Raw genomic sequence first — 13,407 nt, forward strand, 5'->3', positions numbered from 1 at the left:
CGGCCAGGCTGGTAGAAGCTGCAGGCAACGCGGCGGTCCTTCGGGGCCGCCGTTTCTTCTTGCAACGCGCTTCAATGCGCGACGCGCGCGGGCCGCTGCTTGAAGAGAAATCCGCACACGACGATGAACATCGCGAGCGCGATCGACGCGCCGTAGCGGCTCATCGCGAGACCGCCATTCGCGACCGGCTTGTCGAGAAAATCGCCGACTACGGCGCCGAGCGGCCGCGTCAGGATGAACGCGCTCCAGAACAGCAGGGTGCGCGAAACGTTCGTGAAGCGATACGCGAGCACGATCAGCAACAGCGCGCCGCCGAAGATCGTCGCGGCGCCCGTGTAGCCGAAGCCCACGGTGTCGGCGGTCCAGTCGCCGAGCGCGGTGCCGAGGGTCTGCGAGAACATGATCGTGACCCAGTAGAAGGCTTCCGCTTTCGGCGATGCGATCGTCGATACGGAGACCGATCCCATCGCACGATGCCACACCGCGAGCGATGCGATCAGCAACGCGAGCAAGATCGCGCCTCCGCCTGCATAGCCGATGCCGAGCGAGCGGTCCGCGAAGTCGGCGAGCGTGGTGCCGACGGTCGTCGTCGCGATGATCGTGATCCAGTAGAGCGCGGGGTGGAATCGCTCCGCCTTGACTTGCGCAATCACCGCGACGACGAACACGGCCGCGAAGATGAACGTGCTCACCAGATAGCCGAGGTTCATCGACATCGAGAGTGCGTCGCCGCCGGTTTCGCCGAGCGTCGTCGCCGCTATCTTGATGATCCAGAACGCCAGGGTCAGTTCGGGGACCTTGGCGAGTGCATTTTCTGTTCGCTCCATGTCGTCTCTCATGCGAGGAAAGACTCGAGCGTAGGGGTAGGGGCTTAGGAGAGGCTTAGTACGAGCACCATTTCGCCCCTTCGCGTATCGTCGACGTTCCGACCCGTTCATCCACAAGGAGCCACGCCATGCCCCGCACCGTCGCCGAGAAACGCGCCGCTTTTCGCGCGCTGCACGAATCCGGCTGCTTCATGTTGCCGAATCCCTGGGACGTCGGTTCCGCCCGCTATCTCGCGACGCTCGGCTTCAAGGCGCTCGCGACGACGAGCTCGGGCTTCGCATGGTCCAAAGGTCACGCGGACAATCACATGCAGCGCGACGCCGTGCTCGCTCATCTGCGCGAAATCGTCGAGGCGACGGATTTGCCCGTGAACGCCGACTTCGAAAGCGGCTTCGGCGCGACGCCCGACGAAGTGGCTCAAAGCGTGATGCTCGCGGTGGAGGCGGGCGTCGCGGGCTTGTCGATCGAGGATTCGACCGGCGACGCATCCGCGCCGCTCTTTGCGCTCGATGTCGCCGTGGCGCGCATGAAGGCGGCGCGGCGCGCGATCGACGCAAGCGGCGGCGACACCTTGCTCGTCGGCCGCGCGGAAAACTTCTTCGCGGGCAAGCCCGATATCGACGATGCCATCGCGCGTCTCAAGGCGTATTCCGATGCCGGCGCCGATTGCCTCTACGCGCCCGGCATCAAGACGCGCGAGCAGATCGAAGCTGTCGTGAAGGCGGTCGCGCCGAAGCCGGTGAATCTGCTGATCGGCGGCGTGTCCGAGTTCACGCTGAGCGACGTCGCCGCGCTCGGCGTGCGGCGCGTGAGCGTCGGCGGAGGGCTTGCGCGCGTCGCGTGGGGCGGGTTCATGCGCGCGGCGCAAGGACTTGTCGATGGCCGCTTCGACGGGTTCAAGGACGCCGCGGCGGGCAACGATCTCAACGCGATTTTCGACGCGCGCGCGTAACGTACCCGGCTACTTCTTGCGCTTCGCCATGTAGCCGAGATACGCGATGACCGCATCGAGATCGCTATCGCTGATCGCGTTCTTGTCGAAGCCGGGCATCTTCATGTCGGCCCACGCGCGAATCGACTTCGGATCCCGGATGTATCCCTTCAGCGCCCACGGCTGAAAATATTCGGTCGGATTATGCGGACGATTCAGGTCCGGGCCGACCGACGCATCGCCCGCGCCGTTCAGCTTGTGGCAGACCATGCATTGCGTCGTGAAGACGGTCATGCCGCGACGTATCGGCGAATTGGCGGGCACGCTCTTGTCGACGGCGATCTGCGGGAAGCGCGCGGCGAGCGTCGGCGCGATGCGAATCGCGTCGACCTTGAACGGCCACTGCTCGCTCGTGACGCCCGACGCGGCCGGATCGATCCACACGACATAGAACGGACCGACATCGCCGCTGCCCGGCACCTGTGGCCAAGGGTCGTCGGCCGGCTCGATCGCGAGCCACGGTTCGGCGCGCTTCTTCGCATCGCCGAACAGCAGCTTCGCGGAAAAGTGCGTGACGAAACCGTCGGTGGCCGTGACCTGAAGCTCCTTGCCCGCGGGCAGTTCCGTGATGCCGAGCAGCGCGCGCAAGGGCACGGCGCGATACGTCATGCTGCGATGAAACGTGACGTCGTTCGGCACGCGGATGATCGCGGCATCCGGGCGCGCGAGCAATTGATCGGCCGTGAGCGAGCGCTCGCCGCCGACGTTGATCGTGAGCGATGCGGCCATCGATGACGCGCAGGCGAGCATCAGGCTCGCGAGCGCCAGGGCGCGTTTGAACATCATCGTCGCGGTCCTCCTTTGCGTGCGGTGATGATACTGCCTCACGCCGTTTGCCACGATGCGTGGCATGCGGAGTGCTAGGGGAAAGAGGGCGCGATGATAGACTTGAAAGTCTCGCGGCGCTGGCCATCGGCGCTGCCCGAACGTCACGAAAACAGAAACGAATGAAAGCCAAACGATTCTCGATGATCCGCGATTTCCATCTGGCCGACTGGTTCACGCTGGGCAACGCGGTGTGCGGCACGGGCGCGCTTTTCTCGTCGATGTCCTATCTCGACGACTCCGATGTGCTGCATATCTATCTCGCTTGCGCGCTCGTGTTCGCGGCGCTCGTGTTCGACGTGCTCGACGGCCGCATCGCGCGCTGGCGTCAGAAGGCGTCGCTCTTGGGCAAGGAGCTGGACTCGCTGGCCGATGTGATCTCGTTCGGCGTCGCGCCGGCGATCATCGGCTATGGGTTCGGCATGCGCGGCCTCTACGACCGCGTGATCCTGGCCTATTTCGTCGCGTGCGGCGTGTCGCGGCTCGCGCGCTACAACGTCACGACCGAAGAGATGTCGGGCGCAAGCGGCAAGGTCACGCACTTCGAAGGCACGCCCATTCCCACATCGTTTCTCATCGTGCTGCTGCTGACCATCGGCGCGTGGTCCGGCGCGATCGGCGAAAGCATGTGGCTCGGCGCGGTGCGTCTCGGCGGCTTCACGCTGCATCCGCTCGTGCTGATCTACGCGATCTCCGGCTCGCTGATGATCAGCCGCATCCGCATTCCCAAGCCGTGAGGATCAAGCACTGGCCGAAGCCGCGTGATGCCGCCCGATCAGCAGAAAGTGCGCGAGCGCGATGAGCGGAAAGCACGTCGCGACGCTCGCGACGAGCGTCCAGCCGCCGTGCTCGTAAAGCTGGCTCGCGAACGCCGAGCCGAATGCGCCGCCTATGAAAATGCTCGTCATGTAGACGGCGTTCAGCCGGTTGCGGCTCGCGGCGTGTAGCGCGTAGATTTCACGCTGGCCGAGCACCATGTTCATCTGCACGGCGAAATCGAGCACGATGCCCGTCACGACAAGCGCGCCCACGCCCCACGCGGGATGAATCACCACGGGAAGATACGCGATCGCCGCGAGAATCAGCGCGATGAAGGTCGCGCGCACGGTGTGGCCCGCATCGGCGAGACGCCCGGCGATCGGCGCGGATGTCGCCCCGGTCGCGCCGATCAGCGCGAAGATGCCGATGGCCGTCTGCGAAAGCCCGTAATGACGCGTCAGTTCGATCGGAATGCCGGTCCAGAAGAGACTGAACGATGCGAACATCAGCCCTTGATAAAGCGAGCGATGACGCAGCACCGGCATCGTTCGCACGAGATGCCCGAGCGAGCCGATGAGCTGAAAATACGTCGCCTGATGATCTGGCTTGCGGCTCGGAATCGTGAACGCGAGCACGCTCGTGATGCCGATCATCAACACGGCGGCCGCGCCGAACATCGCGCGCCAGCCGAAGTGGCCCGCGACGAGACTCGATATCGGCCGCGACAGCAGAATGCCGAGCAACAACCCGCTCATGATCGTGCCGACCACTTTGCCGCGCGATTCGTCCGGCGCGAGATGCGCGGCGAGCGGAATCAGAATCTGCACCGCCACCGACGAAAAGCCGATCACGAGCGAGATCAGGAGAAACCAGCCGGGCGTGTGCGTGAACGTGGCGGCCGTGAGACTCGCGATCGACACGAGCGCGGTCGCGATCATCAACTTGCGGTTTTCGAGCAGATCGCCGAGCGGCACGATGAAGAACAGCCCGAGCGCATAGCCGATCTGCGTGAGCGACACGATCAGGCTCGCCGTGCCGCCCGCCATGTGCAGATCGGGCGCGATGAGTTCGATGATCGGCTGCGCGTAATACAGATTCGCGACGATCGCGCCGCAGCAGAAGGCGAAGAGCGCAATGAGGCCGCGCGTGAGTTCGACGTGCTTGCCGCCGTCGCGTGTGGTCGAAGCTGAAGCCGGCATGTAAACAGACCCTGAGGTAGCAGAACGGGACTATACGTTGTCGGCGCATTTCCCGCAGCAAGGGCTCACGCCGTTTCATCAGGTGAAAGCGTGCGCTTCGGACCTATACCTTCATGTTATTTCGCGGCACGAGGCGCGTGCGTAAGATGACTTCCAATCAGGCGTGGATCAGTTCATTGCGCGCCGAAACAGGACAACGCCCTTGCAATCGCCTTCCAGAGTTTCCGTGATCGACGATGACGAATCCGTCCGCGTCGCCTCTTCCAGTCTGCTGCGCTCGCTCGGCTGGGAGGTCAGCCTGTACGCGTCGGCGGAGACGTTTCTCGACGCAGATCCGCTCGACGGCCTCGCGTGCATCATCACCGATCTCAACATGCCCGGCATGTCCGGCCTGCAACTTCAGCAACGTCTGCACGAGCTGAATCTGAACGTGCCGGTCATGTTCATCACCGCGTTCGCATCCGATGCCGCGCGCCGTCAGGCGCTCGACGGCGGCGCGGTGTGCTTTCTCAGCAAGCCCGTCGATGGAACCGCCGTCGCCGATTGCCTCGAACGCATTCGGCAAGAATTTTTGAAGGATTAGAATGCTTCGCGTAATCTGGCGCGGGCCCGGACCTTTCCAACGAACGCCGATGATTGATTGATGGAGACATTCCAGAGCGCGCCGCGCGCGGTGCGTCACGATACGCGCATCGTGTCGATGCTCGCGGCGGCCATCGCGCTCGCCGTGTTTCTGATCGACGCGCTCACGCCGCTCGATATCGCCATCGCGGTGCTGTATGTCGTCGTCGTGCTGCTGATCGCATCGACGGGCAATCGCACCGCGACGGTCGCGACCGCGTGGGGCTGCGTCATCCTCACGCTCGTCGGCTTCATTCTTTCGCACGACGAGAACGTCTCGGGCGGCGCGCTCGCACGCTGCGCGGTGAGCCTGCTCGCAATCGGCACGACCGCCGTTCTCTCGCTGCGCATTCAGGCCACGACGATGCAGCGCAAGCGCATGGAAGCCGAGTTGCAGCGTCAGCGCGATGCATTGAAGCGCAGCGAAGCGTTCCTGCTCGACGCGCAGCGGCTTTCGCTTACCGGCAGCATCGCGACGCGTCTGCCCGCCGGCACGATGTGGTGGTCCGACGAGGCGTATCGCATCTTCGATTATCCGCGCGACATGACGCCTTCCATCGATGCAATTCTCGCGCGCTCGCATCCCGACGACATCGCGATCGTGCGCGGCGCGCATGAAGCGGCGCTGTCCAGCGTGCGCGATATCGATGTCGAGCATCGGCTGCTGCTGCCGGATGGAACCGTGAAGCACGTTCATTACGTGGCGCATCGTGCATCGAGCGAAAGCGACGGCGGCGAATACGTCGGCGCGCTGATGGACGTCACCGAAACCAAGCTCGCGCAGGAAGCGCTCGCGCGCTCGACCGCCGAACTCGCGCATGTGACGCGCGTGACGATGCTGGGCGAGCTGGCCGCGTCGATCGCGCACGAAGTCACGCAGCCGATGGCCGCGATCGTCACGAGCGGCGGCGCCGCCTTGCGCTGGCTCAATCGCGCGCAACCGGATATCGCGGAGGCGCAGCAATCGATCGCGCAGATGGTCCGCGACGCCAAGCGCGCGAGCGAAGTCATCGCACGCATTCGCGCGATGGCGAGAAAGCGCGACAGCCAGCCCGCGACGCTCGAAGTCACCGAGATCGTCGGCGAGACGATCGAGCTCGTGCGGCGCGAACTCGCGCGTCATCGCGTGGATGTGCGCGCCGATCTCGCGACGCCGTCGCCGACGGTGCGTTGCGACCGCGTGCAGTTGCAGCAGGTGCTCATCAATCTGATGATGAACGCGGCGCAGGCGATGTCCGCCGTGAACGGGCCGCGTGTGTTGCGTGTGGCGACGCGCGAGAGCGACAGCGATCCCGGTTACGCTCAGATCGTCGTGCAGGATTCGGGCACGGGCATCAGCGACGAGAACGCGCGGCGTCTGTTCGATGCGTTCTTTACGACGAAGGCCGAAGGCATGGGCATGGGCTTGTCGATCTGCCGTTCGATCATCGAGGCGCACGGCGGCAGGATATGGGCGGAATCGCCCGATGAAGGCGGCGCGCGTCTGCTTTTCGTGCTGCCCGAAAACGAGAGAAGAGACGATGAGCAATGACAAGCACGCCGCGATGGTCTACGTGGTCGACGACGACGAATCGATGCGCGATGCGCTGCGCATGCTGCTGCGTTCGGTCGGACTGAACGTGACGACGTTCGCGTCCGCGCACGAGTTCCTTGCGCACGACATGCCCGAAGTGCCGAGCTGTTTGATCCTCGACGTTCGGCTGAAAGGGCAGAGCGGTCTCGCCGTGCAGGAGCAGATGGCCGCGAGCCAGCTCGGCTTGCCGATCGTCTTCATGACGGCGCACGGCGACATAGCGATGACGGTGAAAGCGATGAAAGCGGGTGCGAAGGATTTTCTCGCGAAGCCGTTCCGCGATCAGGACATGCTCGATGCCGTCGCGCAGGCGCTCGAAGCCGATGAAGAACGGCGCGCGGCGAGCCGCTCGGTCGCGGACTTGCGGCGCGCGTATGAGTCGCTGACGCCGCGTGAGCGCGAGGTGATGGCGTTCGTCGTGTCGGGTCTGATGAACAAGCAGATCGCAGCGGAGATGAATCTGAGCGAGATCACGGTGAAGATTCATCGCGGCCAGGCGATGAAGAAAATGGCCGCGCGTTCGCTGGCCGACCTGGTGCTAAAAGCCGAAGCGCTCGGCGTGAAGATGCCGCAAGGCGCATCGACGCCGCCGCGCGCCTAGCGGTCTTGCGTCATCGAGGGCGCGGTTTCTTCGCTCAACGCGATGCGTTCGAGCGGCAACTGCGTGTCGTAACCGGCGCGATCGAGCGCGCTCCAGTCGTGCGGCGCGCTCAGCGAATACCACGTTCCGAACGCCAGAACGGCGGCGCAAGCGGATAACAGCCTGCGTGTCGATGTATCGCCCATGATGCGCTCCCGATGCGTGACCATGACGTCAGCTTAGAGAAGCGCATGCGCGCGCGCCATTCTACGAACGGCTCGGCGTGCTTATACGAACGTTTGATGCAAGCAAGGCAGGTCTTCGCCATTTCGAAATCGATCGATATATCGGCGCCCGGATCGCGCGTAATCTCCCGTCGTAGTTTTAAGTCTGCCCCCGTTCAGCCGCCGTTGCGTTAGCCCGGCGGCTTTTTTTCGTGTGTACGTCCGCTATCCGCAATACGGCGATGCGCCTTGCTCGGCAAACCATCGGCTTTCATGACGCAAGTCGAACGTTTCGTCCTTCCCGGTTCGTTTCAAAGTCGTTCTATATCGAGCCGAAATCCCGGTCGATATTGTTCATCCGGATCGTTATCCATATTCAGTACGGTTGAGCTAAGCAGATTTCGGGGAGATGAAACGATGGCGAAAGACATTCGAGTCGCAATAGTCGACGATCATCCGATCGTCCTGTGCGGCCTCAATAAAGCATTACTTGAAGCGGGATTCAACGTACGTGGCGTGGAAAGCAGCGCCGACGGTTTGATGAACGTCCTTGAAAATGAAGCGTGCGATGTGGTCGTGGCCGATTATTCGATGCCGGATGCTTCCTCGTTGGACGGCTGGCAATTTCTGACCGCCTTGTCGAGCAAATACCCGAAGTTGCCCGTCGTCGTTTTCAGCGAATTCGACGATCCATTTCTCGTGGGAAGTCTCGCGCAACGCGGCGTCGCTGGCGTGGTCAGCAAGCGCGAAAACATGTCTGAAATGCTTGTCGCGATCCATACGCTCTTCGCTGGCGGGCGCTATTTGTCTCCCGTCGCGCAATCGGCAGTAGAGCGCTTCAATGTGTCGCCCGAGCTGAGCCGCTTCACCGCGCTCACGCGTCGGCAGATGGAGATCGCGGGCTTGATGCTATGTGGTCTCTCTGTATGCGAAACAGCGCGCCTGCTCGATCGCCGAATGAATACGATCAGCTCTCAGCGTGCGGCGGCTTGCAAGCGACTGGGGTTTTCCCGGGAATCCGAGATGTATCGCTTCGCGGCGAGTCACGGATTGTCGTTGGAGCGTTCGCAAATCGGCGTCGAATTCGACGCGATCCGGGGGTAAATGTCATGACTGGCAATCGCGAGAAGCTGAAGGTCGTTATCGCGGATGATCATCCACTCGTCGCATTTGGTCTCCACAAGGCATTGGATGAGGCCGGCTGCGATGTGGTCGGCACGACGCACGACGTCTCCGATCTGATGGATTTACTGGCACACCGCGAATGCGATATTTTGATCGCCGACTATTCGATGCCTGGCAGAGGATCGCCAGACGGATGGCGATTCCTTTCCATTGTTTCGCGCGAATTTCCCGATCTGCGGATTCTTGTCTATACCGAATTTCATGAGCCGTTTCTCGTTGGATCGCTCGAGCAACGCGGTGTGGCAGGGATCGTGAGCAAATCCGACGAGATGTCCGAGGTGTTGACTGCGGTGCGGGAGCTCGAGCGCGGCGCGTCATATCTGTCGCCGACCGCGCGCGCGGCTTTGTATCAGTACCGGAGTAATCCGGAGCTACAGCGCTTCGGGATGCTGACGGCGCGCCAGATGGAGATCGCCGGGCTCATGCTGTGCGGCATTTCAGGCCGCGAGATAGCGAGTTTGATGCAACGTCGCAAGAGCGCGATCAGCTCGCAGAGTATCAAAGTACGCAGCTTGCTGGGCTTCGACCGGCTTTCTGAGCTGCATCGCTTCGCATCGAACCTTGGATTGAAGCTGGACCGGTTCGGTCCGGGCGACCTTTCTCACGCAGCCTGATTCGGGCGGCGTGCCGATGCCCGGTCTATCCAGACCGGGCGCACGCGTTTCGGCGTCGCGTGCAGAAACGGCGCGTTTCTCCCACGATCCCTTATCGGTGTACCGGGCTGGATGGCGCGCATCGAGGTGCGCGCGCCGCTAACTGCCGGCTGTCTCGAAGTTCACGCTTTGTCGATTGGGGAACATTCTGAATTCCATCGACGCTTGGCCCGCCGGGCCTTTGATCCACGGTACCCGCTCGGGCAGCCGTGAGGCATTCGAATTTCTTCTATATGGCGACGCGGCGTCGATCAATAGCATTCGATCCGTGGAGTTGGTCTGCTTTCTGGCACCGGTTCCTGAGTGTGAAAAAGGTGCGCGACTGCGCGTGCGTCGAGCTGAGCGAATTCCTGTCACACGTTGCGCCGTACTCGATATCCGGGACGGCTAAATCTCATTTACTAGGTTTATTTTCGGATGAACAAGAATCGGTTTCGTCGTGTTTTCAGTAAGCGTCATGGCATGCTGGTCGCCGTTGCGGAAGACGTAACAAGCCAGGGCAAGGCGCCCGGCGAAGGCAACGCTTCCTCCTCTTCTCCTGAAAGCGCGGAAATGGGCGTCATCGCAACGATGACGGCTTTCGCGCTCGCGATGTTCGCATCGACCCCTGCGACGAGCTTCGCGCAGGCACTGCCGACCGGCGGTCAAGTCACCGCAGGTCAGGCTTCGATCTCGCAGAATTCCAACACGATGACCATCAATCAGGGCACGCAACGTGCCGTGATCGACTGGAACTCGTTCAACGTCGGCCAGGGCAACACGGTCCAGTTCAATCAGCCGAACGCACAAGCGCAGGCGCTGAACCGCGTGACGGGCGCGGGCGCTTCCAACATTCAAGGTTCGCTCTTGGCCAACGGTCAGGTGCTGATCCAGAACGCCAACGGCGTGCTGTTCGGCAAGGGCGCGGTGGTGAACGTCGGTTCGCTGCTGGCGACGACCAAGTCGATCGACGCGAACCAGTTCATGTCGGGCGGTCCGCTGAAGCTGTCGAGCACGGGCAAGAACGCGAGCGTGGTCAACGACGGCACGATCAACGCGCAAGGCTATGTCACGCTGATGGGCGATCAGGTGCGCAACACCGGTTCCATCGATGCGGGCAAGAACGGTCAGGTCGCGCTCGCCGCGGGCGACAGCGCGACGGTTGCGCTCGCCAACGGCCAGGGCATCCAGTTGACGCTGAACAACGCGACGGCCAACGCGCTCGTCGAGAACAGCGGCACGATCAAGGCGGACAACGGTTCGGTCCTGCTGACCGCGCGCGGCAGCAACACGCTCTTGAACAGCGTGGTGAACATGTCTGGCGTGGTGAAGGCGGGCACGGTGGTGGCCGATGCGGGCAACACGGGCGACGTGACGGTGTCGGGCAAGATCGATGCATCGAACATGAGCGCGGGCGGTCAGGGCGGCACGGTGGTGCTCTCGGGCAACCGCGTGGGCGTGTTCGGCAACGCGAGCATCGACGCGAGCGGCGACAAGTCGGGCGGCAAGGTCATCATCGGTGGTGACAGCCTGAGCAAGCTCTCGGGCACGCAAGCACAAGGCATGCTGCAAGACGGCGTGCAGTTCGCGGACTTCACGCAAGTCGATAGCGGCGCGACGATCAAGGCGGACGCGGCGCATGGCGATGGCGGTTTCATCGAGACGTCGGGTCATAGCCTGAGCGTGCAGGGCAACCTGAGCGCGGCGGCGCCGAACGGCAAGGGCGGCGAGTGGCTGATCGATCCGACGGACGTGACCATCAGCACGAACCCGGATGCGAACTACACGGGCGGCATGAGCGGCTTCACGCCGAGCGGCAACGCGGCGACGGTGAACAACCAGTCGATCAGCAACGTGCTGAGCGGTGGCACGAACGTGACGATCACGACGGCGAGCTCGGGCACGGCCAGGGGCAACATCGTGCAGCAGGCGGGCGCGGATATCGTCAAGACGAGCGGCACGGACGCGACGCTGACGATGCTGGCCAATGGCAGCATTCAGCTCAACGGCAATATCACGTCCACGGCGAACAAGCTGAATCTGAACCTGACCGCTGATATGAGCGGGAACCACAATGGTTCGGTGACGGTTCAGGGTGCGAATACGAATCTGAATGGCGGCACGCTCAGCGCCTCTGGCAATACCGTGAATGGCAACGGTCTGGCGGGCGCCAATGCGGTGTATCTCGCGGGCAATATCACAAACGTAGGTGGTGGTTCCATCAAGGGTACGGCCAATACCGGCGTCGGAGTAGCGATTGCTCCGGGTGCGCGGCTCACGCAATCAGGCGCGGGTACCTGGAACATTACCGGCGTTTCGAACAGCGGCATTGGCGCTAGCGTTGGCGCAGTGGCACAGCCTGCGAAGTCAGCGATTTCCGTTGCGGGCAACGCAACGTTGAATATCAACGGGACCAGTGAAAGCGGGATCGGCGTCTATGTGACTGCCGATGTCGCCGCAAATCAAGGCGCTACGATCACTATTTCTGGAACTTCCAATAGTTCGCTCGGGCTTGGCATCGACAGTCCAGGCGCCTTGTCCGGCTATTATTGGGGGTCGACGTTGACTTCGGACGATGAAGCCACGATCAACATCAACGCCCGGTCGAACACCAAAATCGGCATGAGCGCCTTTGACGGCGCTTTCGTCGCAAGGGGAAATTCAACGATCAATCTGGACGCGGCGTCCAATATGACTTGGGGCGCACAGGGCTATTGGAGCTCCACTGCCTCGGACACTGCGCACATCAATCTGAATGGGAGCGGCACCACCGGGCTGTGGTATCAAGGCAGTGTCAACGCGTCGGGTAACGGCGTGGTTAATCTTACGGGTACAGGCACTGACGGCCACGGCGTGATCATGCCGTTGACGACCGTGACCGACAACGGCATTGTCAACGTTCAGGGGAACGGCACGGCCGACGGAGTATGGGAGCGTTTTGGCGCCAATGTATCGGGTAACGGTGCTGTCAATATCGATGGCTCGGCGAACGCAGGCCCGGGCGTAAGCATTACATCTAACAACACCGTGTCTGACGACGGCCGACTGACCATCAACGGTACGTCTACCGGTAATGGTACGGGCGGGATTTCGCAGAGCAGCGGTACGAGCCTGAATATTTCGGGTAGCGGTACGGTTGATCTCGATGGTACGTCAACGAATGGTAATGGCGTTACCTTGAATGGCGACACGAGCGTAACGGACAATGGCACGCTGCACATCGACGGCAATTCGACGACGAACGGCTCCGGCGTGGTGATCAACGGCGACACGAACGTGTCGGGCCACGGCTCGGTCGACATCGACGGCAATGCGGCCAATGGTTCGGGCGTGGTCGTGAACGGCGACACGAGCGTGATCGAGAACGGTTCGCTGAACATCGACGGGAATTCGGCGAAGAATGGCGACGGCGTTGTCGTGAACGGCGATGTGGACGTGTCGGACAATGGCCACGCGAACATCGACGGCCACGCGAACAACGGTTCGGGCGTTGTGATCAACGGCGACTCGAATGTGACCGACAAGGGCACGCTGAACATCGACGGCAATTCGTCGACGAACGGCTCTGGCGTAGTCATCAACGGCGACACGAACGTGTCGGGCAATGGTTCGACCGACATCAACGGCAATGCGGCCAACGGTTCGGGCGTGGTCATCGACGGCAACACGAGCGTGATCGAGAACGGTTCGCTGAACATCGACGGGAATTCGTCGAAGAATGGCGACGGCACGGTCATCAACGGTGACGTGAATGTCTCGGGCAATGGCTCGACGGACATCGACGGCCATGCGAACAACGGTTCGGGTGTTGTGATCAACGGCGATTCGGACGTGACCGACAAGGGCACGCTGAACATCGACGGCAATTCGGCGACGAACGGCTCTGGCGTGGTCATCAACGGCGACACGAACGTGTCGGGCAATGGTTCGACCGACATCAACGGCAATGCGGCCAACGGTTCGGGCGTGGTCATCGACGGCAACACGAGC

The 13,407-nt window shown here is 62.4% G+C and carries 12 protein-coding genes; 8 read left to right on the plus strand and 4 right to left on the minus strand.

What is annotated here, in order from left to right:
- Positions 1-71: 71 nt before the first annotated feature.
- Positions 72-827, minus strand: coding sequence for a hypothetical protein (locus QCE49_RS19770; protein WP_250458055.1), 756 nt, complete (start codon positions 825-827; stop codon positions 72-74).
- A gap of 128 nt (positions 828-955) precedes the next feature.
- Between QCE49_RS19770 and QCE49_RS19775 the strand changes: the two genes are divergently transcribed.
- On the plus strand, positions 956-1,780 hold the full coding sequence (locus QCE49_RS19775; protein WP_175982014.1) for an oxaloacetate decarboxylase: 825 nt from the start codon (positions 956-958) through the stop codon (positions 1,778-1,780).
- A 9-nt stretch (positions 1,781-1,789) separates the two neighbouring features.
- On the opposite strand, the gene QCE49_RS19780 is transcribed toward QCE49_RS19775, so the two are convergent.
- On the minus strand, positions 1,790-2,605 hold the full coding sequence (locus QCE49_RS19780; protein ID WP_008347363.1) for a cytochrome c: 816 nt from the start codon (positions 2,603-2,605) through the stop codon (positions 1,790-1,792).
- Between the two features lie 161 nt (positions 2,606-2,766).
- Between QCE49_RS19780 and pssA the strand changes: the two genes are divergently transcribed.
- Positions 2,767-3,381, plus strand: coding sequence for a CDP-diacylglycerol--serine O-phosphatidyltransferase (gene pssA / locus QCE49_RS19785; protein ID WP_250458054.1), 615 nt, complete (start codon positions 2,767-2,769; stop codon positions 3,379-3,381).
- A gap of 3 nt (positions 3,382-3,384) precedes the next feature.
- On the opposite strand, the gene QCE49_RS19790 is transcribed toward pssA, so the two are convergent.
- Positions 3,385-4,602: an MFS transporter gene (locus QCE49_RS19790; RefSeq protein ID WP_034472203.1), complete on the minus strand. Its 1,218-nt coding sequence runs from the start codon at positions 4,600-4,602 to the stop codon at positions 3,385-3,387.
- Between the two features lie 202 nt (positions 4,603-4,804).
- Between QCE49_RS19790 and QCE49_RS19795 the strand changes: the two genes are divergently transcribed.
- The 3 genes from QCE49_RS19795 to QCE49_RS19805 are packed head-to-tail and all read left to right on the plus strand — an operon-like array spanning position 4,805 to position 7,397.
- Positions 4,805-5,185 (plus strand): response regulator transcription factor, encoded by a 381-nt coding sequence (locus QCE49_RS19795; RefSeq protein WP_250458053.1) that lies wholly within the window; start codon positions 4,805-4,807, stop codon positions 5,183-5,185.
- Positions 5,186-5,245: 60 nt separating this feature from the next.
- Entirely contained in the window at positions 5,246-6,754 is a 1,509-nt protein-coding gene (locus QCE49_RS19800; protein WP_250458052.1) for a sensor histidine kinase, read from the plus strand.
- Positions 6,744-7,397, plus strand: coding sequence for a response regulator transcription factor (locus QCE49_RS19805; protein WP_008347372.1), 654 nt, complete (start codon positions 6,744-6,746; stop codon positions 7,395-7,397). Before QCE49_RS19800 ends, QCE49_RS19805 begins: the two co-directional genes overlap by 11 nt.
- On the opposite strand, the gene QCE49_RS19810 is transcribed toward QCE49_RS19805, so the two are convergent.
- Positions 7,394-7,606: a hypothetical protein gene (locus QCE49_RS19810; protein WP_250458051.1), complete on the minus strand. Its 213-nt coding sequence runs from the start codon at positions 7,604-7,606 to the stop codon at positions 7,394-7,396. The genes QCE49_RS19805 and QCE49_RS19810 overlap by 4 nt on opposite strands.
- A 411-nt stretch (positions 7,607-8,017) precedes the next feature.
- On the opposite strand from QCE49_RS19810, the gene QCE49_RS19815 reads away from it, so the two are divergent.
- The 3 genes from QCE49_RS19815 to QCE49_RS19825 all read left to right on the plus strand — a co-directional run.
- Positions 8,018-8,704, plus strand: a complete 687-nt coding sequence (locus tag QCE49_RS19815; protein ID WP_008347376.1) for a response regulator transcription factor — start codon at positions 8,018-8,020, stop codon at positions 8,702-8,704.
- Between the two features lie 5 nt (positions 8,705-8,709).
- A complete protein-coding gene (locus tag QCE49_RS19820) occupies positions 8,710-9,399 on the plus strand; it encodes a response regulator transcription factor (RefSeq protein WP_250458050.1) in 690 nt (229 codons plus the stop codon).
- A gap of 456 nt (positions 9,400-9,855) precedes the next feature.
- On the plus strand, positions 9,856-13,407 hold a 3,552-nt coding region (locus QCE49_RS19825; protein ID WP_309806326.1), incomplete at its 3' end, for a filamentous hemagglutinin N-terminal domain-containing protein.

The organism is Caballeronia sp. LZ008, assembly GCF_031451435.1.
GTDB lineage: Bacteria > Pseudomonadota > Gammaproteobacteria > Burkholderiales > Burkholderiaceae > Caballeronia > Caballeronia zhejiangensis.

Coding starts and splice junctions, on each gene's coding strand:
- QCE49_RS19780 (WP_008347363.1), bottom strand. CDS start 2,605: ATGATGTTCAAACGCGCCCTGGCGCTCGCGAGCCTGATGCTCGCCTGC.
- QCE49_RS19790 (WP_034472203.1), bottom strand. CDS start 4,602: ATGCCGGCTTCAGCTTCGACCACACGCGACGGCGGCAAGCACGTCGAA.
- QCE49_RS19770 (WP_250458055.1), bottom strand. CDS start 827: ATGGAGCGAACAGAAAATGCACTCGCCAAGGTCCCCGAACTGACCCTG.
- pssA (WP_250458054.1), top strand. CDS start 2,767: ATGAAAGCCAAACGATTCTCGATGATCCGCGATTTCCATCTGGCCGAC.
- QCE49_RS19820 (WP_250458050.1), top strand. CDS start 8,710: ATGACTGGCAATCGCGAGAAGCTGAAGGTCGTTATCGCGGATGATCAT.
- QCE49_RS19810 (WP_250458051.1), bottom strand. CDS start 7,606: ATGGTCACGCATCGGGAGCGCATCATGGGCGATACATCGACACGCAGG.
- QCE49_RS19775 (WP_175982014.1), top strand. CDS start 956: ATGCCCCGCACCGTCGCCGAGAAACGCGCCGCTTTTCGCGCGCTGCAC.
- QCE49_RS19805 (WP_008347372.1), top strand. CDS start 6,744: ATGAGCAATGACAAGCACGCCGCGATGGTCTACGTGGTCGACGACGAC.
- QCE49_RS19815 (WP_008347376.1), top strand. CDS start 8,018: ATGGCGAAAGACATTCGAGTCGCAATAGTCGACGATCATCCGATCGTC.
- QCE49_RS19800 (WP_250458052.1), top strand. CDS start 5,246: ATGGAGACATTCCAGAGCGCGCCGCGCGCGGTGCGTCACGATACGCGC.